Below are 20,831 nucleotides of genomic sequence, written 5' to 3'. Positions count from 1 at the left end.
TCAGGATGGTGAACAGCCCCATGACCCCGAACTTCTCCGCGAGCGGCCTCTACAGCGGCCCGCAGGTGGACAACCGCTACGTCGTGCCGCGCTTCGTCGAGCGCACCTCGCAGGGCATCCGCGAGTACGACCCGTACGCGAAGCTCTTCGAGGAGCGCGTGATCTTCCTCGGCGTGCAGATCGACGACGCCTCGGCCAACGACGTCATGGCGCAGCTGCTGTGCCTGGAGTCGATGGACCCGGACCGCGACATCTCGATCTACATCAACAGCCCGGGCGGCTCCTTCACCGCCCTCACGGCGATCTACGACACGATGCAGTTCGTGAAGCCGGACATCCAGACGGTCTGCATGGGCCAGGCGGCCTCCGCCGCAGCCGTGCTGCTCGCCGCCGGCACCCCCGGCAAGCGGATGGCCCTGCCGAACGCCCGTGTGCTGATCCACCAGCCCTCCGGCGGCACCGGCCGTGAGCAGCTCTCCGACCTGGAGATCGCGGCCAACGAGATCCTGCGCATGCGCAGCCAGCTGGAGGAGATGCTGGCCAAGCACTCCTCGACCCCGATCGAGAAGATCCGCGACGACATCGAGCGCGACAAGATCCTGACCGCCGAGGACGCCCTCGCGTACGGCCTGATCGACCAGATCATCTCGACCCGCAAGAGCACGGCCGCCGCGGCAGCCTGACGCTCGACCTTCCCTCGCCCCGGTGGGCATGGCCGAATCCCGTCCATGCCAACCGGGCCAAGGGGGGCCCGAACGGGGGGCCCGGCAAGGTACCGTCGAATATGAGGCACCAGGAGTCGCTGAACCAAGCGCTCCCAGGCGAAGGGGAAGCACCTCGTGGCACGCATCGGTGATGGCGGCGATCTGCTCAAGTGCTCGTTCTGCGGAAAGAGCCAGAAGCAGGTGAAGAAGCTCATCGCAGGCCCCGGTGTGTACATCTGCGACGAGTGCATCGACCTCTGCAACGAGATCATCGAGGAGGAGCTCGCGGAGACGAGCGAGGTGCGCTGGGAAGAGCTTCCCAAGCCCCGCGAGATCTACGAGTTCCTCGAGGGCTACGTGGTCGGCCAGGAGCCGGCCAAGAAGGCCCTCTCGGTCGCGGTGTACAACCACTACAAGCGCGTCCAGGCCGGCGAGAACGGCGGCGCGCAGGGCCGGGACGACGCCATCGAACTGGCGAAGTCCAACATCCTGCTGCTCGGCCCCACGGGGTCCGGCAAGACGCTCCTGGCCCAGACGCTCGCCCGCATGCTGAACGTCCCGTTCGCCATCGCCGACGCGACGGCGCTGACGGAGGCGGGCTATGTCGGCGAGGACGTCGAGAACATCCTGCTCAAGCTGATCCAGGCCGCGGACTACGACGTCAAGAAGGCCGAGACCGGCATCATCTACATCGACGAGATCGACAAGGTCGCCCGTAAGAGCGAAAACCCGTCGATCACGCGCGACGTGAGCGGCGAGGGCGTGCAGCAGGCCCTCCTGAAGATCCTGGAAGGCACGACGGCCTCCGTCCCGCCGCAGGGCGGCCGGAAGCACCCGCACCAGGAGTTCATCCAGATCGACACGACGAACGTGCTCTTCATCGTGGGCGGCGCCTTCGCCGGCCTGGAGAAGATCATCGAGTCGCGGGCCGGCGCCAAGGGCATCGGCTTCGGCGCGACCATCCGCTCCAAGCGGGAGATCGAGGCGAGCGACCAGTTCCAGGAGGTCATGCCGGAGGACCTGGTGAAGTTCGGGATGATCCCCGAGTTCATCGGCCGTCTCCCCGTCATCACCTCGGTCCACAACCTGGACCGCGAAGCCCTCCTGAAGATCCTCGTCGAGCCGCGCAACGCGCTGGTGAAGCAGTACCAGCGCCTCTTCGAACTCGACGGCGTGGAGCTGGACTTCGACCGCCCGGCCCTGGAGGCCATCGCCGACCAGGCCATCCTCCGCGGCACCGGCGCGCGCGGCCTGCGCGCCATCATGGAGGAGGTCCTCCAGTCGGTGATGTACGAGGTCCCGTCCCGTAAGGACGTGGCCCGCGTGGTCATCACGGCGGACGTGGTCCGCGACAACGTGAACCCGACGCTGGTCCCGCGGATCGTGAAGAACGACGGCAGGCACGAGAAGTCGGCCTGAGCTGGAAAACGCCTGTGCCCCGCCGGACATCCGGCGGGGCACAGGCGTTTTGACGCCAGACCTGGTGCAATCAGGACGGAGTCACCCCGATTGATTGCCGGGCGAACATCCTGATGATCTCGTTCTCGTGTGCAGACGATCCGTCTGCGTCATTTCGAGAAGAGACCGAAATGGGCACCACATTCCAGCGGCTGCTCGCGGCAGCGACCCTGACTGCCGCTGCCGTCGTGTTACCGGTCGTGACCGCGACGTCCGCACAGGCGACGCCTGCCCAGTGCGAGAGCTACCTGCGCAACGCCGGATACGTGGTCGGTCCGAAGGTGAAGGCGGCCTGCCGGAAGGGCGCTCAGGTGCCGACCGGGCACACCGTGTGTCTTGGCGGCCTCGTGTCCATCGGCGTCCAGACTGCCCACGCGAATAGGGCCTGCACGCTGGCCGCCTAGCCGGCGAGTCTCCCGGCCTCGAGCGTGGTGGCGCGGGCTGTTCGTGTCCGCCCGCCCCGCCGGAGGTACCGCCCCCGCCCACCCGGAGGCGGGCAGGGGTGGCCGTGCGATCAGGCCTTGCTGCGAGAGGTGCTGTACAGCTTGGCCGCCAGGTCGGCCACCTCGGACTGCGGCAGCGCGGCGCCGCCGGTCATCATGGTCGACAGGTCGATCAGGTTGACCGAGCCGAGCGTCGAGTAGTCGGCCCAGATGCAGGTCGGGGCCTCCAGCGACTTGGGTCCGAGCGCTGCCGAGCCCGACTCCTTCTCACTGGTCATCTTCACGTTCTGGCACTTCATCAGGGCGCCCTTGAAGCCCGACGGCTCCACCGTCTCCGCGGTGCCGACGAGTTCGTACTTCATGCCCAGCTTCTCGGCGTCGGGGTTCTTGCCGATGCTCGCGAAGTAGGCGTCGATCGTCTTCTCCGGGTCGGCGATCTCGCCGTACAGACCACTGAAGCTGAGCTGCTTGCCCTTGAGCGGCTCGGCGCTGTTCTTGTACTGGCCGAAGGTCTGGGCGGCGTTCTTCACGCCCAGCGCCTCGGCGCGCGCCTTCTGCTCGTCGTTCAGCGTCGTGGACTTGCCCGAGGCGTCCGGAGACTTCTTGTACTCGCCGACGCTGTTCGGGGCGGTCAGCTTGTAGCCCTTGGTGTCATCGGCAACGGCACCGTTGCCGGCGCCACCCCCGCCGAACACGAAGTACGCGCCCACACCGATCGCCGTCACCACCGCGATGCCGCCGATGATCCAGCCGGCCTTGCTCTTCTTGACCGGGGGCGGCGGGGGCATGTAGCCGCCGGGGCCCTGGGGGGCGCCGTACGGGGGCTGCTGGGGCGGCTGGCCGTAGGGGGCCTGCGGCTGCTGCTGCGGGTAGCCGTACGGCTGCTGCGGCGGGACTCCCTGCGGGGCCTGCTGCGGGTAGCCGTAGCCCGGCTGCGGGGCCTGCGGCTGACCGTAAGGGTTCGGCTGGCCGCCGTAGGGGCCGGGCTGCTGGCCGTAGGGGTTCGGCTGGCCACCGTACGGGCCCGGCTGGTTGTAGCTCATGGACAGGTTCCCCTCACAGGATGTTTATGCGTAGCGAACATCCTGTCGGAAGCCGTGCCCCGCCGGGGCAGTGGGGGGCACACCGTTACCGAACAATCGAGTTTCAGGACAGGTCCGGGACACCCCTAAACTGGGCCCGTGACCGAGAACACTCAGCAGCAGACAGCAGCCACCACCGAATTGCCGACCACCTACGCGCCGGCCGAGGTAGAGGGGGCGCTGTACGAGCGCTGGGTAGAGCGCGGGTACTTCGAGGCGGACGCGAAGAGCGAGAAGCCGCCGTACACCATCGTCATCCCGCCGCCGAACGTCACCGGCGCCCTCCACCTGGGCCACGCCTTCCAGGTGACCCTGATGGACGCGCTGACCCGCCGCAAGCGCATGCAGGGCTTCGAGACGCTCTGGCTGCCCGGCATGGACCACGCGGGCATCGCGACCCAGAACAAGGTCGAGCAGCAGCTCGCCGAGGAGGGCAAGTCCCGCCACGACCTGGGCCGCGAGGAGTTCGTCGAGCGCGTCTGGCAGTGGAAGGACGAGTACGGCGGCCGGATCCTCGGCCAGCTGCGCCGCCTCGGCGCCGGTCTCGACTGGTCGCGCGAGCGCTTCACCATGGACGAGGGCCTGTCGAAGGCCGTCCAGAAGATCTTCAAGGACCTCTACGAGGACGGTCTGATCTACCGCGCCGAGCGCATCATCAACTGGTGCCCGCGCTGTCTGACCGCGATCTCCGACATCGAGGTCGAGTACCAGGACGACGCCGGCGAGCTCGTCTCCATCCGCTACGGCGAGGGCGAGGACTCCCTGGTCGTCGCCACCACCCGCGCCGAGACGATGCTCGGCGACACGGCCGTCGCCGTCCACCCCGACGACGAGCGGTACAAGCACCTGGTCGGCAAGCAGATCAAGCTGCCGCTGACGGACCGCACGATCCCGGTCGTCGCCGACACCCACGTCGACCCCGAGTTCGGCACCGGCGCCGTCAAGGTGACCCCGGCGCACGACCCGAACGACTTCGAGATCGGCCGCCGCCACGACCTGCCGTCCCTGACGGTCATGGACGAGCACGGCGTCATCACCGTCCACGGCCCCTTCCTCGGCCTGGACCGCTTCGAGGCCCGCTCGGCGATCGTCGGCGCGCTCAAGGAGCAGGGCCGGATCGTCGCCGAGAAGCGTCCGTACATGCACTCCGTCGGCCACTGCTCGCGCTGCAAGACGACCGTCGAGCCGCGGCTGTCGATGCAGTGGTGGGTCAAGGTCGGCCCGCTGGCGCAGGCCGCCGGCGACGCCGTCCGCGACGGCTCCGTCGAGATCCACCCGAAGGAGCTCTCCCGGCGCTACTTCGACTGGGTCGACAACATGCACGACTGGTGCATCTCGCGCCAGCTGTGGTGGGGCCACCGCATCCCGATCTGGTACGGCCCGAACGGCGAGGTCGTCTGCGTCGGACCCGACGACGAGATCCCGACGGGCGAGGGCTGGACCCAGGACCCCGACGTCCTGGACACCTGGTTCTCCTCCGGCCTGTGGCCGTTCTCCACGCTCGGCTGGCCGGAGAAGACCCCGGACCTGGCGAAGTTCTACTCGACCGACGTCCTGCTCACCGGCCACGACATCATCTTCTTCTGGGTCGCCCGGATGATGATGTTCGGCCTGTACGCGATGGACGGCGAGGTCCCCTTCAAGACCGTCGCCCTCACCGGTCTCGTCCGCGACGAGTTCGGCAAGAAGATGTCGAAGTCCAACCCGAACGCGGTCGACCCGCTGGACTGGATGAACGCGTACGGCTCCGACGCCGTCCGCTTCACCCTGGCCAAGGGCGCCAACCCGGGCGCCGACGTCCCGATCGGCGAGGACTGGGTCCAGGCGTCCCGTAACTTCGCCAACAAGATCTGGAACGCCACCCGCTTCGCGATGATGAACGGCGCCACGATCGAGGGCCCGCTGCCGGACGCCTCCGCGATGTCTGCGACCGACCGCTGGATCCTGTCCCGCCTCAACGAGACGGTCGCGCAGGTCGACGCGCTCTACGACGACTTCCAGTTCGCCAAGCTCAGCGAGGCGCTGTACCACTTCGCGTGGGACGAGGTCTTCGCCTGGTACGTCGAGCTGTCGAAGACCACGTTCTTCGCAGGCGGCGAGGGCGCCAAGGTCTCCGGCCGCGTCCTCGGCGAGGTCCTGGACGTCATGCTGCGCCTGCTGCACCCGATCGTCCCGTTCGTCACCGACACCCTGTGGACCACCCTCACCGGCGGTGAGTCCCTGGTGATCGCCGACTGGCCGAAGGACTCGGGCTTCCGCGACGAGGCCGCGGAGAAGGAGATCGAGCTGGTCCAGCGGGTCGTCACCGAGGTCCGCCGGTTCCGCAAGGAGCAGGGCCTCCAGGACGCCCAGAAGGTGCCGGCCCGCCTCACCCTCGACGGCACCCCGCTCGTCGCGCACGAGGCCGCCATCCGCCAGATCCTGCGCCTCCAGCCGGAGGGCGAGGGCTTCGCCGCCACCGCCACCCTGCCCGTCGCCGGCGCCACCGTCGCGCTCGACCTGTCGGGCACCATCGACGTGGCCGCGGAGCGCAAGCGCCTCGCGAAGGACCTGGCCGCCGCCGAGAAGGAGAAGGCGCAGGCCGAGGGCAAGCTCGGCAACGAGGCCTTCCTCGCGAAGGCCCCCGACAACGTGGTCGACAAGATCCGCACCCGCCTCGCCAAGGCGGAGGAGGACATCGCCCGCATCCAGGCACAGCTGGCGAACCTGCCGCAGGCGTAGCACGCGTCGCGAAGGGGCCCGGAACCACGTACGTGGTTCCGGGCCCCTTCCGCGTGTTCCCCTCGCGCCGTCCGCCCCGCCCGCGTCTCCCCCGCTCGTGTCTTCCCCTCCCGCGTCTGCTTTTTCCCCGTGTGCTCCTTACGACTCCGTGGCGACCGGGCCGACGCCCGCCGTCTCCGCGTTCCTCCGGGTCTTCGCCCAGCCCGTACGGCCGCGCAGCAGCCGGACGAAGCCGCGCGCGGAGACGACGAAGAGGTGGTACGCGTACAGCCACAGGGCGAAGCCCCACAGGAGGCCCGTGAGCCGGGACCGGTCGGGGGCGAACTCGCGCCGGTAGACCGGGCCCCACAGCACGAACGGGACGACCGACACCAGGGCGAGCGCGAGGGCGAGCGGCCAGGCGGCGAGGAGGTCGAGATCGCGGCCGGCGGCGACCAGCATGACCACCGTCAGGACGAGGGCCGTGAGGTGGGCGATGGGCTGGAAGAAGGTGTACAGCGCCTCCAGGACGCCGGACGCCTTGTAGTGCCGGGAGCCGACGATCCGCCCGGCGTACCGCACGCACTGGATGTTGCCCTGCGCCCAGCGGGTGCGCTGGGTGAGGAAGCGGCGCGTGTACGGCAGGGCCTCCTGGGAGACCCAGGTGTCCGCGACGTGGGTGATGCGGTAGCCCGCCAGCCGCATGTGCAGGCCGAGTTCGTAATCCTCCAGGAGCGCGTCCCGCTGCCAGGGGCGCCGCTCGGCGGCCGCGATCCGGTCGAGCGCGGAGAGCCGGGTGAACTGCCCGTTGCCGCCGAGGCCGACGGAGCCGGTGCGGCGGCGCAGCAGCTGCATGCCGGCGTTGGAGACGGCGAACTCGGCGTCCTGCATGCGGACGAGCAGCCGGGCGTACGCGTTGGCGAGCCGTCCTCGGTCGGGCAGCGGGCGCTCGTCGTCGACGTTCCGCATCCGCACGCCGATCTGCACTCCGCCCGTCTCGGGGTCGCCGAAGCCGTCCGGGCCGCTGACGTACGCCAGGGCGTCGGGCGCCAGCCGCCCGTCGGCGTCCACGACGCAGACGATCACCCGCGTACGGTCGGCCGTGCCCAGGTGCCGGTCGAGCGCGTCGTACGCCGAGTTGAGCGCGGCCCCCTTGCCGATCCGCGCGTCCGGGCGGTGCCGCGACACCAGGTGGATCCGGGGATCCCGCTCGGCGAGCGCGGCGACGACCGTCCCGGTCAGGTCGTCGCTCGCGTCGTCGATGACCCACACGTGCGAGCCCGTGAAGTCGGCCCGCAGCCGCGCCACGGTCGTCGCGATGACGGCCTCCTCGTCCCGGCACGGCACGAAGAAGTGCCAGTCGTACGCGGCGGGTTCGCCGATCTCGGCGGGCTTGCGGCGCGCGTAGGCGTGCCGGGCGCCGGCCCAGTAGAGAAGGAAGCAGCCGAGGAGGAGGAACGGGAAGACGGAGAGGAGAAGAGGGAGGCTCATGGGGCTCCGTGGCAGGGGAGGGGAGGGGCGGGGCGGGGTAAGTGAGGTGGGCGAGGTGGCTGGGGCCCGGTACGAGGCCGGGTGTGGCGGGCCGGCCCGCACGGTGAGCGGGCGATGGCGCGGTTCGGCTCGGGCCGGTCCGGCCTGCCGGGCGAGCGGGCGATGGCGCGGTTCGGCTCGGGCCTGCCCGGCCTGCCCGGCCTGCCCGGCCGATGCGGGCGTCAGGCCGCCAGGGCCGCGTGCTCCCGCTTCGTTGCGGTGCTCGTCCTGGCCGCTACCGTCTTCGCGATCAGGGCCGCGATCCGCCGCGAGGCCGTGCCGTCGCCGTACGGGCTCGGGAGGGTGGCCAGGTGGCGCAGGCCGGGCGGGCCCTCGGCGAGGCGGCGGCGGGCGGCGGTGCCGATGGCCGGGCCGGGGTCGACGAGCTCGGCGAAGTCGGCCAGCGACTCGGGGCGTTCGGTGGAGTTGCGGACGACCACCAGCGGGCGGCCGAGGACGGTGGTCTCCTCCTGTACGCCGCCGGAGTCGGAGACGATCAGCGCCGCGTGCCGGGCGAGCGCCAGGAAGGTGCCGTAACCGGCGGGCGGCAGCACCGTCACCCCGTCCAGCAGCGGCAGCAGGCCCGCCGCCTCGATCCGCGCGCGGGTGCGCGGGTGCAGCGGGAGGACCACGGGCAGCTCACGGGCGAGGCCGGCCAGCTCGGTGAGGACGGCGGTGAGCGCACGCTCGTCGTCGGTGTTCTCCGGGCGGTGCACGGTCGCGAGCACGTAGCCGTCGGCGGTCAGCCCGTGCGCGGCGAGCAGCCGCCCGCGCGCCTCCGCGGACGGGAGGTGGTCGCGGACCGCCTCGACGACCGGGTTGCCGGTGACGGCGATCCGGTCCTCCGGGACGCCCTCGGCGAGCAGCAGCTCCCGGTTGTCGGGAGTGGCGGCGCACAGCACGTCGGCGAGCCGGTCGACGAGGACCCGGTTGTGCTCCTCCGGCATGGCCCGGTCATGGCTGCGCAGCCCCGCCTCGACGTGCACCAGCGGCAGGTCGCGGGCGTTGGCGGCGAGCGCGCCGGCGAGGGCCGCGTTGGTGTCGCCCTGGACGACGACGGCGAGCGGCGGCTCGGCGGCGAACAGCGCGTCGAGGCCGTGCAGCGCGGCGGCGATCTGGACGGCCCTGGGCTGCCCGCCGACGCCCGTCAGGTACGCGGGCTCGGGCAGGCCGAGTTCGTCGAGGAAGCCGCCGGACAGCTCCTCGTCGTAGTGCTGGCCGGTGTGGACGACCCGGGCGGCGGGGCCGAGGACGCGGATCAGTTCGGCGAGCTTGACCAGCTCGGGGCGGGTACCGAGGACGACGGCGACACTGCGGGCGGGGAGGACGGTCTGCATGCCCTCGACGGTGGCGGGTGTCGGTGGCGCGGGGCGGTGGCGCACGGTTGCCGGACGGTTGCTCCGGCCGGCGCGGCGCGGCTCGTGACGGTGGTCCCGGGACTTCCGTCCCGACCTCGGCGTGTTCCTGCTCACGCCCGCCTCCCGCCCGCGGCGGCTCAGGCCGGGCTGTCGTAGCGGTAACCCAGGCCCCGTACCGCCTCGATCGGGTCCCGGGCGTGCGGGCCCCCGGCGTACCGCAGCTTACGGCGCAGCCGCAGCACCGCGAACTTCACCCGGTCGCGGCCGATCGCCGTGGAGTCGTCCCAGACCTGGTCGAGGAGCTGTTCGGTGGTGACCGTTCGGCCGCGGCTGCGCACCAGGAGCTGGAGCAGCCGGTACTCGATGTCGCTGAGCCGGATCTCGGTGCCGTGCCAGATGGCGGAGCGGCGCTCGGGGACGAGCCGCAGGTCCTCCTCGACCGGCTCGCCCACCCAGTGGCCGGGTCCGGCGCGTCGCAGCAGGGCCTCGACCCGGGCGAGGAGCTCGGCCTGCGCGAACGGTTTCACCAGGTAGTCGTCGGCGCCGGAGCGCAGCCCGCGCACCCGGTCGTCGACCTCGCCGAGGCCGGAGAGGACGAGGACGGGCAGGTCGGACATGTCGCGGGTGCGGTCGAGCACCTCCCAGCCGTCGAGCCCGGGCAGGAGCAGGTCGAGCACCATCAGGGCGGGGTGCTCGGCGAAGAGCCGGCGCAGGCCCTCACGTCCGTCGGCGGCGAGTGAGACCTCGTAGCCGCGCCGGGTGAGCAGGACGCGCAGCGCGAGCGAGAGGTCCGGGTCGTCCTCCACGATGAGCAGCCGGGTCATGCGGTCGTCGTCCCCTCCTCCCGCGTCGGCTCGCCCAGCGCCCGCTCGCCTTGCCTCGGCTCGCCGTGCGCTCGCTCGCCCCGCTCCGGCTCGCCGTGCGCTCGCTCGCCCCGCTCCGGTTCGCCCTGCGCTCGCTCGCCCCGCTCCGGCTCGCCCCGCGCCGGCTCGCCCCGCTCCGGTTCGCCCCGCGCCCGCTCGCCCGGCCCTGACCGCCCCCCTTCGCCCGGCCCCGGTCGTCCGTCGGGCGGGGTGAGCGGCAGCCGCACGGTGAACACGGTGCCCGGGGCGTTCTGGCGGTCGTGCACGCCGATGGTGCCGCCGTGCAGCCGTACCGCGTCCAGGGCGCCCGCCAGGCCGAGGCCGGTGCCGGGGTAGCCGCCGCGGCGGGCGTTCGGGGCGCGGACGAAGGGCGTGAAGATCTCCTCGTGGTACTCCAGGGGGACGCCGATGCCGGTGTCGCGGACCTGGACCGTCCAGTGGCCGTCCGCGACCCTGCCCAGGATCTCGACCCGGCCGTCCTCGGGCGTGAAGCGCAGCGCGTTGGCGACGATCTCCTCCAGGGCGCCGGTCAGCAGGTGCCCGTCGGCGAGCAGCGGCGGCCCGTCGTCGGGGCAGTCGGCCGCGAGGTACGGGCCGGAGCCGCCGGCCCGCTGGAGGGCGTCGAGGACCACCCGCTCGACCAGTTCGTGGACGAGCACGTCGCCGAACCGCGGCTCGGCGGCCGCGGCCGCGCTGCCCGCGGCGGCGCCCTGCAGGTTCTCGGCGATCTGCCTCATGCGGCGGGCGTTGCGGCGGATGGCCTCGACGAAGCCGGCCTGCTCCTGGCCGAGCGGGCCGCCGGCCGGGTCGAGCAGCAGCTCGGCGAGGCTCAGCACGGTCGCGAGCGGGGTGCGCAGTTCGTGCAGGGTCCGGCCGGCGAAGGCGGCGCGCTCGTCGGCGAGCGCCGCCAGCTTCCGTACCTGCTCGTACATGCCCTCCTCGGCCTCGCGCTGCCGGGTGACGTCCTCCATGAGCCACAGATGGCCGGTGAAGGCCTCGCCCTCGCCCACCGGGGCGCGCCGGCGGCGGATCGTGCGGCCGTCGCTGAGGTGGTAGTCGGTGATCCGGGTGACGGGCGCCCGCGTGGCGGCCTCCGCCAGGAAACCGCGGCGCTCCTCCGGACGGTCGAGCAGGCCGGCGACCTGTTCGAGGACCAGGTCGCGCGAGGCGCGGTGGGAGAGGTCGAGGTCGTCGGGCAGGCGCAGGAGGGCGCGGAAGCGTCGGTTGACGCGGACGATCCGCAGCTCGCGGTCGACGAGCATGGCGGCCTGGGGGAGGGCGTCGAGGACGGCTCCCGTCAGGGACGGCTCGGGCGGCATCTGCGGCGCTTCGTACACATTTCAGAGTGAAACAGCAATGTGGGCAAAGTGCCCGATCTCACAGGGGGCGGGACTTCGGGTCCTCGGCGTCGGGACGAAAGACCCGGGATGATGGAACGCATGGTTCCCCTTCCCGCCCCGTCCGCGCTGCGCCGCTGCGTGGACCGGTGGGCGGTGTCGCCCAGGGCGGCGGACGTCGTCGCCGCGCTCAGCGCCTTCGGCCTGATGCTCCTGGACGTGCCGGGACTCGCCCGCGCGGACAACTCGCTCACCGGGGTCACCGCCACCCTGGTCCTCGCGGCCGGCGCGGCCACCCTGGTGCTGCGGCGGCAGGCGCCCTGGGTGCCCTTCCTGGTGGCGCTCGGCCTGATGGGCTGGCTGCACGAGCTCACGATGATCCAGTTCGCGCTCTACTCGCTCGGCCGCTTCCGGGGCCGCCGGGTCGCCGTCGTCGCCACGCTGCTGTACGTCGGCGCGGCCTACGCGTACTTCGAGACCCCCGGCTGGCCCGGCCCGCACGGCGAGAACCTCAGCGACTTCCTGAGCCTCGTCGTCCCGTTCGGCGTCCTCGCCGCGGGCGTCGGCATCGCCGCGTACCGCCACGACCTGGTGCGCGCCCTGGAGGCCCAGCGGCGGGAGGCCGCCGCGCGGCAGGCCGTCCAGGAGGAGCGGATCTCGGTCGGCCGTGACGTCCACGACCTGGTGGGCCGCGAGCTCACCGTGCTCGCGGTACGGGCCGAGGTGCTGGCCGTACGGGCCAGGGGAGAGGCGCACCAGAAGGACTTCGAGGAGCTCGCCGACACCGCGCGGCGCGCCCACCGCATGCTCAACGAGACCGTCGTACGGCGTGGCGACGGGGCCGCCGCCACCCCCGGTCTCGAAGGGCTGACCGCGCTCGCCGAGGAGAGCGAGCGGATGGGCAGCCCGGTGCAGCTCACCGTCGCGGAGGAGGCGAAGGCGCTGTCGCCGCTGCGTCAGACGGCCGTCCACCGGGTGGTCCAGGAGTGCCTGACGAACGCCGCCAAGCACGCGCCCGGTCTCCCGGTCAGCGTCGCCATCGACGTCGACGGCCCGTCCCTGCGCGTCGAGGTCCGCAACCCTCTCGCCCAGACCCCGCCGGACCGGGCCCCGGTCTCGACCGGGACCGGCCTCTTCTCCATGGACGAACGCGTGACCAGCATGGGCGGCACTCTGACGGCCCGCCGCGAACACGGCGCCTACGTGGTGACGGCGACCCTCCCGTCGGGCCTGACCCGCTGACGGCCGGGAGGACGACGCCCCGGCCGCGGGAGTGGCGGAGCGTGTCGGCCGTGCCGGCACCGACGCCCATGTCCGTGCCGCGCCGGCATCGGCGCCCACGGCCGTGATCGTCGAGTCTGCCGAGCGGTCGCGGCGGACGGCGGGGCGAAAGTCCCGAAAGGGGTGGGTCCATGGTCCTGTCGGTGCCGCTCCGTAGACTGGGTGCGTGAGTGAGCCGAGCGACCAGAACGACCGCGACCAGTTCGACGACGACCGGTTCGACGACAGCGACCAGGGCGACCTGTTCGACGACATCGTCGACACCGAGACGACCCGCGACCCGGACCTGGCGGTGATCGAGGCCGGCAGCCGCACCCTGCGCGCCATGTCCGGCCCGCCGCAGGGCGACCCGGTGCCCTCCCGGCCCGCCGACCCGGAGGTCGACAAGGCGCTGCGCGACGTCGAGACCGAGCTGTCGACGCGCTGGGGCGAGACCAAGCTGGAGCCCTCGGTCACCCGGATCGCGGCCCTGATGGACGTGCTCGGCGAGCCGCAGCGCGCCTACCCGTCGATCCACATCACGGGCACCAACGGCAAGACCTCCACCGCCCGCATGATCGAGGCGCTGCTCGGCGCCTTCGACCTGCGCACCGGCCGCTACACCTCGCCGCACGTGCAGACCATCACCGAGCGGATCAGCCTCGACGGCGCCCCGATCGACCCGGAGCGCTTCGTGGAGACGTACCGGGACATCGCCCCGTACGTGGAGCTGGTCGACGCCCGCGAGGAGTACCGGCTGTCCTTCTTCGAGGTGCTGACCGGCATGGCGTACGCGGCCTTCGCCGACGCCCCGGTCGACGCGGCCGTCGTCGAGGTCGGCATGGGCGGCACCTGGGACGCCACCAACGTCATCGACGCCTCCGTCGCCGTGGTCACCCCGATCGACCTGGACCACACCGACCGTCTCGGCGGGACGACCGCTGAGATCGCCGGCGAGAAGTCCGGGATCATCAAGCCGGACGCGACCGTGATCCTCGCCCAGCAGCCGGTCGACGCCGCCCAGGTGCTCCTGAAGAAGGCCGTCGACGTCGACGCGACCGTGGCCCGCGAGGGCATGGAGTTCGGCGTCGTCTCCCGCGAGGTGGCGGTCGGCGGCCAGCTCCTCACCCTGCGCGGCCTCGGCGGCGAGTACGACGACGTGTTCCTGCCGCTGCACGGCGCGTACCAGGCGCACAACGCGGCCGTGGCGCTCGCCGCCGTCGAGGCCTTCTTCGGCATCGGCGCGCAGCACGCCCGCACCCTGGACATCGACACGGTCCGCCGGGCCTTCGCCCAGGTGGCCTCGCCGGGCCGCCTGGAGGTGGTCCGCAAGTCGCCGACCGTCATCCTCGACGCGGCGCACAACCCGCACGGCGCGCGGGCCACCGCCGAGGGAGTGAGCGAGGCCTTCGGGTTCTCCCGGCTCATCGGCGTGGTGTCCACCAGCGGCGACAAGGACGCCAAGGGCCTCCTGGAGGCCTTCGAGCCGATCTTCGCGGAGGTCGTGATCACGGCCAACTCCAACCCGCGGGCCACCGACGTCGACGCGCTCGCCGCGCTCGCGGTCGAGGTCTTCGGCGAGGACCGGGTGGTCGTCGAGCCGCGGCTCGACGACGCCCTGGAGGCGGCGATCACGCTCGCCGAGGAAGAGGGCGAGTACGCGGGCGCGGGCGTCCTCGTGACGGGTTCGATCTTCACGGTCGGCGACGCCCGGCTGCTGCTCAAGAAGGGCTGACCCATGCGGGTGCTGTGTTCCTCGACGCTGATCGGCGAGTTCTTCGTGATCGGGTTCGCCGGCCTGGTCGCCATGAAGGACGACTCGCTGGCGATGTCCACGGTGTGGTGGGTCTGCGGGGTCGCCATGGTCCTGTCGGTGCTGCTGTGCGGGATGATCACCCGGCCGGGCGGCGTCCAGATGGGTTGGGCCCTGCAGATCGCGCTGGTCGCCAGCGGGTTCGTGGTGCCGGTCATGTTCTTCCTCGGCGCGGTGTTCGCCGTCCTGTGGTGGGCCTCGGTGCACTACGGACGGAAGATCGACGCCGTCAAGGCCGACTGGGCCGCCCGCCAGGAGGCGGAGTCGGCCGGAGCCTGAGGGCGGGCCCCCGGGCCTGCCCCGCGGTCCTGGGGATCCCCGGGGCTCCGCAGGGCCTGACGCTGCGTGACTGCGGCCGGTCCGGGCCCTGTAGATTCTTAGGGCCTGGACGGCGGACGACGGCCGGGTCCGCGACGCCTGGTGCGGCACCTCGCCGCGTTGCCGAACGCCCCGACAGCTCCGCTGCCGAGGCACTCCGGAACCTTGCGACGCACCGCACCGGACGCCGCGGCCCATCCGGCCCTGGTCCGCCGGCCAGGCCCTTGCCCCGCACACCGTTGTTCCGAAGGAGTTCCCCCGTGAGCCAGCGATCGCTCGTCCTGCTCAAGCCCGACGCCGTCCGCCGCGGTCTGATCGGCGAGATCATCGGCCGTATCGAGCGCAAGGCGGGCTGGACCATCACGGCCCTGGAGATGCGCGAGCTGGACCAGGCGACGCTGGAGCAGCACTACGGCGAGCACAAGGGCAAGCCCTTCTACGAGCCGCTGATGGGCTTCATGCAGTCCGGACCGGTCGTCGCGCTCGTCGTCGAGGGCGAGCGGGTCATCGAGGGCCTGCGCACCCTGGCAGGCCCGACCGACCCGATCGCCGCCGCCCCGGGCTCCATCCGCGGCGACTTCGGCACCATCGTCCGCGAGAACCTGATCCACGCCTCGGACTCCGAGGAGTCCGCCGCCCGTGAGCTGAAGATCTTCTTCCCGGGCCTCTCCTGACGGCCTTCGCTGACCCGGCGTCAGCCGATCGGCCCATGCCTGGGGGCGACCGAAGGAATTCGGTCGCCCCCAGGCATATGAACGCCGATCCCGGGAACGGATCGCCGCGTCATTCCGTCACCTATACAGAGGTGGACTGGGGCGGTCCGCCGCGCGGTATCCGTGCGGGCGGCACTACGATGGGAAAACTCCACGCCGCACCACCTGCAGTCACCACCTCGCCGACCTGAGAAGCCGTCAACGCTCCGCTAGGGAAGGCCCGACGCATCCTCATGGGAAACAAGGGGAACTCAATGTCGTTCATCGGCCGTGACATGGCTGTCGACCTCGGGACCGCCAACACGCTGGTGTACGTCAGGGGTCGAGGCATCGTTCTGAACGAGCCGTCCGTCGTCGCGATCAACACCAACACCGGCGGGATCCTCGCGGTCGGTGCCGAGGCGAAGAAGATGATCGGCCGCACGCCCGGCAACATCGTCGCCGTCCGTCCGCTCAAGGACGGGGTGATCGCCGACTTCGAGATCACCGAGCGCATGCTGCGCTACTTCATCCTCAAGATCCACAAGCGTCGCTACCTGGCCCGCCCCCGGGTCGTGGTCTGCGTGCCCTCCGGCATCACCGGCGTCGAGCGCCGCGCCGTCATCGAGGCCTCCACCCAGGCCGGCGCCCGCCAGGTGCACATCATCGAGGAGCCCATGGCCGCGGCCATCGGCTCGGGCCTTCCGGTCCACGAGGCCACCGGCAACATGGTCGTCGACATCGGCGGCGGCACCACCGAGGTGGCCGTCATCAGCCTCGGCGGAATCGTCACGGCACAGTCCATCCGGGTGGCCGGCGACGAGCTCGACAACGCGATCATCCAGCACATCAAGAAGGAGTACTCGCTCCTCCTCGGTGAGCGCACCGCCGAGCAGATCAAGATCACCATCGGCTCCGCCTACGACCTCGACCAGGACGAGCACACCGAGATCCGCGGCCGCGACCTCGTCTCCGGCCTGCCCAAGACCGTCGTCATCTCGGCCGCCGAGGTCCGCAAGGCCATCGAGGAGCCGGTCAACGCCATCGTCGACGCGGTGAAGACCACGCTCGACAAGTGCCCGCCCGAGCTGTCCGGTGACGTCATGGACCGCGGCATCGTTCTCACCGGTGGCGGCGCACTGCTCCGCGGTCTGGACGAGCGGCTGCGCCGTGAGACCGGCATGCCGATCCACATCGCCGAGGACCCGCTGGACTCGGTGGCGCTGGGCTCCGGCAAGTGCGTCGAGGAGTTCGAGGCGCTCCAGCAGGTCCTCGACGCCCAGCCGCGCCGCTGACGGACCGGCCGGGCTCCGGCCCGTACGGTACGAACATCTGCAGAACGAACCACGAGGGAAGGGCACGGCCGCCGCACGTGAGGGACACACGAGAGAGCCGGCTGCTCCTGGTACTGCTGGTCGCCATCGCGTTCGCACTGATCACGGTGGACATCCGAGGAGGCCAGGAGTCGCCGGTCGACGGTGCCCGACAGGCCGCGGCCGCGGTCTTCGGCCCCGTCGAGAACGGAGTCGCCTCGGCGGTCGACCCCATCGGCAACGCGATAGGAGCGGTCCGCGACTCCGGTGAGCGGCACAACCGGATCGCCGCCCTGGAGCAGGAGAACGCCGCCCTCAAGGCGAAGCTCGGCAGCGACGACCGCAACCGCAACCGGCTGCGCGAGCTCGACGCCATGCTGAAGACCGCCGGCGCCGGCCAGTACGGCATCAAGGGCGCCCAGGTCGTCGCCATAGGAGCCGCCCAGGGCTTCTCCTGGACCGTCACCATCGACGTCGGCGCCCGCGACGGCATCCGGCGCGACATGACGGTGCTCAACGGCTCCGGACTCGTCGGCCGCGTCACCACCGTCGGCCCCTCCACCTCCACGGTGCTGCTCGCCAACGACCCCGACTTCACCGTCGGCACCCGCATGGAGAAGACCGACGAACTCGGCTTCGCCACCGGGCAGGGCGACCGCCCGCTGCTCGTCCAGCTCCTCAACGGCAAGGCCAGGGTCAGGACCGGCGACCGCCTCGTCACCTTCGGCTCCGCGGGCAGCAAGCCCTTCGTGCCCGGAGTGCCGGTCGGCGAGGTCGTCCGCGTCGACCCCCTGGGCGGCGGCCTGACCCGCAACATCTACGTCCGCCCGTACGTCGGCTTCACCAAGCTCGACATCGTCGGCGTCGTCGTCCAGGCCCCGCGCACCGACCCGCGCGACACGGTCCTGCCGCCCAAGCCCAAGCCCGCCCCGACCGTCACCGTCACGGTCACCCCGCCGCCACCGGACGGACAGCAGGCCGGACAGAACCAGAACCCGCAGCAGGGCCTGAAGCCGGAGGACCAGAACCAGCAGCCCGACGCCGCGAACCAGCAGCAGGACCAGGGGGAGACACCGTGAAGTTCAACCGCATCCTCCTCTCCGCCGCCCTGGTCGTCGTCGCGCTCGTCGTCCAGGTCTCCGTCCTCGCCCGCCTCCAGCTCCCCGGCGCCGTCCCCGACCTCGTCCTGCTCACCGTCGTCGCCCTCGCCCTGGTGTACGGACACGTGACCGGCGCCCTCGTCGGCTTCACCGCCGGGCTGCTCGCCGACCTCGCCCCACCCGCCGACCACGCCGCCGGGCGCTACGCCCTCGTCCTGTGCGTCGTCGGCTACCTCTGCGGACTGGCCCGCCCCGAGAACGGCCGGCTCAAGTCCGCCACCGGACCCATGGCCGTGGTCGTCGTCGCCGCTGTCGGCTCCACCCTCCTCTACGCGGGCGTCGGCGCCCTCGTCGGCGACACCGCCGCCCGCCATGTCGGCCTCGGCTTCCTGCTGTTCACCGCGGCCCTCTACGACCTGCTCCTCGCGCCCTTCACCGTGCCGCTCATCATGGCCCTCGCCCGGCGCGCGGAGAACGACCCGCTGGCCGATGCCAACGGAGCCAACGGAGCCGACGTCTCCTCCGGCTGGCTCTCCTCCGGCACCGGCCTGAGGATCGGCACCCAGCGCAGCGGCCTGCGCGTCAAGGCCGCCAGGACCCGCGCCGCACGCGCCGGACGCATCAAGGGAGTCAAGCGACTGTGACCCAGGGGGCAGCGGCAGCATGAGCAACATCCCCGAGACCGGGCGGACACCGCGCGTCCAGATCCGGCTCGTCGTCATCCAGGTACTCGTCTTCTCCCTGCTCTTCACCCTCGGCGGACGCCTCTGGTACCTCCAGATCCGCAACGGCAAGGAGTACGCCGACGAGGCCAAGAGCAACAACATCCAGCAGGTCGTCCAGCCCGCCGTGCGCGGCTCCATCCTCGACGCCCGCGGCGTCCCGCTCGCCGACAACGAGACCCGGCTCGTGGTCTCCGCCTCGCGCACCGAGCTGATGAAGATGAAGGACGACGGCAAGGCCGTCCTCACCCGGCTCGCCGGCGTCCTCGGCATGAAGCCCCAGGACGTCGTCAACAAGATCCGGCTCTGCGACTCCCAGACGCCCAAGCCCTGCTGGAACGGTTCGCCCTACCAGCCGATCCCGGTGACCGACAAGGCGACCACCCAGCAGGCGCTGACGATCCGTGAGGCCTCCGAGGACTTCCCCGGCATCACCGCCGAACTCGCCGCCGTACGCCGCTACCCGGCGCCCGGCAAGGCCCGTACCGCCCAGGTCCTCGGCTACCTCTCGCCCGTCACCGACGAGGAGATCGCGAAGGCCAAGGACACGGACTCGCCGTTCCTCCGCTCCGACCAGGTGGGCCGCTCCGGCATCGAGCGCACGTACGACAAGGAGCTCCGCGGCCAGGCCGGCGTGACCCGTTACGAGGTGGACAACCTCGGCCGGGTCATGGGCCAGACCAAGTCCGACCCAGGCGTGGCCGGCTCCACCCTCGTCACCAGCATCGACGCCCGGGTGCAGTCCGTCGCCGAGTACGAGCTCGCCCAGGCGATGAAGACGGTCCGCGGCGAGACCGACAAGATCACCGGCCGCAAGTACGAGGCCGACGCGGGCGCCGTCGTCGTCATGGAGTCGAAGACCGGCCGCGTGGTCGCGATGGCCTCCCAGCCCGACTACGACCCCAACGCCTGGGTCGGCGGCATCTCCGCCAAGGACTACGCCGCCCTCACCAGCAAGGACTCCAACTACCCGCTGCTCAACCGGGCGATCCAGGGCCAGGCACCGGCCGGCTCCGTCTTCAAGGTGGTGTCGGCGAGCGCCGCCGTGCGCGCCGGCAACGACTTCAACGACAAGTACCTCTGCAGCAGCTCGTACAGCATGGGCAACCGCAGCTTCGCGAACTTCGAGTCCAAGGGCCACGGCCCCATCACCCTCGGCGACGCCCTCAAGTTCTCCTGCAACACCGTCTTCTACCGCCTCGGCCACCAGGAGTGGTCCCGCGACGGCGGCCTCAAGCCGAAGAAGGACGCCAAGGACTGGTTCTACCGGACCGCCCACGAGTTCGGGTTCGGCGCCGAGACCGGCATCGACGTCCCGAACGAGGTCAAGGGCCGCATCCCGGACCGCCACTGGAAGCAGAGCTTCTGGGAGGCCAACAAGGACGCCTGGTGCAAGCAGGGCAAGAAGGGCGGCAGCTACGTCGAGCAGATCGCGTACGAGAGCTGCCTCGAAGGCAACCAGCTGAAGGCCTACGACAGCATCAACTTCGCCATCGGCCAGGGTGACGTCCTCATCACCCCCATCCAGCTGGCCACCGCCTACGCGGCCATCAGCAACGGCGGCACCCTCTACAACCCCACCATCGGCAAGGCCGTCATCAGCCCCGACGGCAAGAAGATCCGGGAGATCAAGCCCCAGGCCCACGGCCGGCTCCCGGTCGACGCCCAGACCATCCGCGACCTCGACAAGGGCCTGCGCTCCGTCGTCGAGCCGGGCGGCACCGCCGCCTGGCGGTTCGGCGGCTGGCCCCAGGACAAGATCCCGATGCACGCCAAGACCGGCACCGCCCAGGTCTACGGCAAGCAGACCACCTCCTGGTTCGCGACCTACACCGACGACTTCACCATCGTCATGACGATCTCCCAGGGCGGCACCGGCTCCGGCGCCTCCGGCCCCGCCGTGCGCAACATCTACGACGCCCTCTACGGCCTCGACGACGCGGGCAACCAGGACCTCAAGCGGGCCCTGCTGCCCCAGCCGCAGAAGACCCTGCCGAAGATCCAGCCCGACGGCACCATCGAGTCGCCCGCCATCAAGCCGTACGACCCCAAGTCACAGCTGGTCGACCCGAACGCCGAGGAGAACCGCGGCGGACAGGAACCCCTCCACGGCCCGCCCCCCTTCCTGAGGGACTGAC

General features: G+C 71.4%; 17 protein-coding genes. 12 read left to right on the top strand and 5 right to left on the bottom strand.

The genetic code is table 11. The annotated features are described in order from the left end of the window. The first annotated feature begins 20 nt into the window (after positions 1-20). From ACFY8W_RS28990 to ACFY8W_RS28980, 3 genes are all read left to right on the top strand, one after another. Positions 21-683: an ATP-dependent Clp protease proteolytic subunit gene (locus tag ACFY8W_RS28990; RefSeq protein ID WP_391111332.1), complete on the top strand. Its 663-nt coding sequence runs from the start codon at positions 21-23 to the stop codon at positions 681-683. Between the two features lie 156 nt (positions 684-839). After that, the gene (gene clpX / locus ACFY8W_RS28985) at positions 840-2,123 is read left to right on the top strand and encodes an ATP-dependent Clp protease ATP-binding subunit ClpX (protein ID WP_128980430.1); all 1,284 of its coding nucleotides are present in this window, start codon (positions 840-842) and stop codon (positions 2,121-2,123) included. A 170-nt stretch (positions 2,124-2,293) separates the two neighbouring features. After that, the gene (locus ACFY8W_RS28980) at positions 2,294-2,566 is read left to right on the top strand and encodes a hypothetical protein (RefSeq protein WP_391111329.1); all 273 of its coding nucleotides are present in this window, start codon (positions 2,294-2,296) and stop codon (positions 2,564-2,566) included. 110 nt (positions 2,567-2,676) lie between these two features. Here ACFY8W_RS28980 and ACFY8W_RS28975 read toward each other — a convergent pair whose 3' ends face one another. Continuing rightward, on the bottom strand, positions 2,677-3,648 hold the full coding sequence (locus ACFY8W_RS28975; protein WP_391111326.1) for a hypothetical protein: 972 nt from the start codon (positions 3,646-3,648) through the stop codon (positions 2,677-2,679). Positions 3,649-3,786: 138 nt separating this feature from the next. Between ACFY8W_RS28975 and ACFY8W_RS28970 the strand changes: the two genes are divergently transcribed. Beyond that, positions 3,787-6,408, top strand: coding sequence for a valine--tRNA ligase (locus ACFY8W_RS28970; protein WP_391111323.1), 2,622 nt, complete (start codon positions 3,787-3,789; stop codon positions 6,406-6,408). Between the two features lie 138 nt (positions 6,409-6,546). Here the strand turns inward: ACFY8W_RS28970 and ACFY8W_RS28965 are convergent, their stop codons facing one another. The 4 genes from ACFY8W_RS28965 to ACFY8W_RS28950 all read right to left on the bottom strand — a co-directional run bounded on the left by ACFY8W_RS28965 (position 6,547) and on the right by ACFY8W_RS28950 (position 11,475). Beyond that, on the bottom strand, positions 6,547-7,878 hold the full coding sequence (locus ACFY8W_RS28965) for a glycosyltransferase (RefSeq protein ID WP_391111320.1): 1,332 nt from the start codon (positions 7,876-7,878) through the stop codon (positions 6,547-6,549). A 221-nt stretch (positions 7,879-8,099) separates the two neighbouring features. After that, positions 8,100-9,254 carry a non-hydrolyzing UDP-N-acetylglucosamine 2-epimerase gene (gene wecB / locus ACFY8W_RS28960; RefSeq protein ID WP_391111317.1) on the bottom strand — a complete coding sequence of 385 codons (1,155 nt, stop codon included), beginning with the start codon at positions 9,252-9,254 and terminating at the stop codon, positions 8,100-8,102. 158 nt (positions 9,255-9,412) lie between these two features. Next, entirely contained in the window at positions 9,413-10,099 is a 687-nt protein-coding gene (locus ACFY8W_RS28955) for a response regulator (RefSeq protein WP_391111314.1), read from the bottom strand. Beyond that, complete coding sequence (locus tag ACFY8W_RS28950) at positions 10,096-11,475, bottom strand: ATP-binding protein (protein ID WP_391111311.1); 1,380 nt, start codon at positions 11,473-11,475, stop codon at positions 10,096-10,098. The genes ACFY8W_RS28955 and ACFY8W_RS28950 overlap by 4 nt, the downstream gene beginning before the upstream one ends. 102 nt (positions 11,476-11,577) lie before the next feature. On the opposite strand from ACFY8W_RS28950, the gene ACFY8W_RS28945 reads away from it, so the two are divergent. From ACFY8W_RS28945 to mrdA, 8 genes are all read left to right on the top strand, one after another. Further along, positions 11,578-12,717 (top strand): ATP-binding protein, encoded by a 1,140-nt coding sequence (locus ACFY8W_RS28945; protein ID WP_391111309.1) that lies wholly within the window; start codon positions 11,578-11,580, stop codon positions 12,715-12,717. Between the two features lie 205 nt (positions 12,718-12,922). Then, on the top strand, positions 12,923-14,470 hold the full coding sequence (locus tag ACFY8W_RS28940) for a glutamate ligase domain-containing protein (RefSeq protein ID WP_391111306.1): 1,548 nt from the start codon (positions 12,923-12,925) through the stop codon (positions 14,468-14,470). Positions 14,471-14,473: 3 nt separating this feature from the next. Next, the gene (locus tag ACFY8W_RS28935; protein WP_391111303.1) at positions 14,474-14,827 is read left to right on the top strand and encodes a DUF4233 domain-containing protein; all 354 of its coding nucleotides are present in this window, start codon (positions 14,474-14,476) and stop codon (positions 14,825-14,827) included. Between the two features lie 299 nt (positions 14,828-15,126). After that, the gene (gene ndk, locus ACFY8W_RS28930) at positions 15,127-15,540 is read left to right on the top strand and encodes a nucleoside-diphosphate kinase (RefSeq protein ID WP_391111300.1); all 414 of its coding nucleotides are present in this window, start codon (positions 15,127-15,129) and stop codon (positions 15,538-15,540) included. A gap of 293 nt (positions 15,541-15,833) precedes the next feature. Then, the gene (locus ACFY8W_RS28925) at positions 15,834-16,853 is read left to right on the top strand and encodes a rod shape-determining protein (RefSeq protein ID WP_046905593.1); all 1,020 of its coding nucleotides are present in this window, start codon (positions 15,834-15,836) and stop codon (positions 16,851-16,853) included. Positions 16,854-16,930: 77 nt separating this feature from the next. Next, positions 16,931-17,950: a rod shape-determining protein MreC gene (gene mreC, locus ACFY8W_RS28920; RefSeq protein ID WP_391111297.1), complete on the top strand. Its 1,020-nt coding sequence runs from the start codon at positions 16,931-16,933 to the stop codon at positions 17,948-17,950. Continuing rightward, on the top strand, positions 17,947-18,615 hold the full coding sequence (mreD, locus tag ACFY8W_RS28915; protein ID WP_391111294.1) for a rod shape-determining protein MreD: 669 nt from the start codon (positions 17,947-17,949) through the stop codon (positions 18,613-18,615). The genes mreC and mreD overlap by 4 nt, the downstream gene beginning before the upstream one ends. 19 nt (positions 18,616-18,634) lie before the next feature. Next, entirely contained in the window at positions 18,635-20,830 is a 2,196-nt protein-coding gene (gene mrdA, locus ACFY8W_RS28910) for a penicillin-binding protein 2 (RefSeq protein WP_391111291.1), read from the top strand. Position 20,831: the final 1 nt, after the last annotated feature.

It is taken from the genome of Streptomyces sp. NPDC012637 (assembly GCF_042954805.1).
Classification (GTDB): domain Bacteria; phylum Actinomycetota; class Actinomycetes; order Streptomycetales; family Streptomycetaceae; genus Streptomyces.
This window is presented reverse-complemented; position numbering and strand designations above follow the sequence as displayed.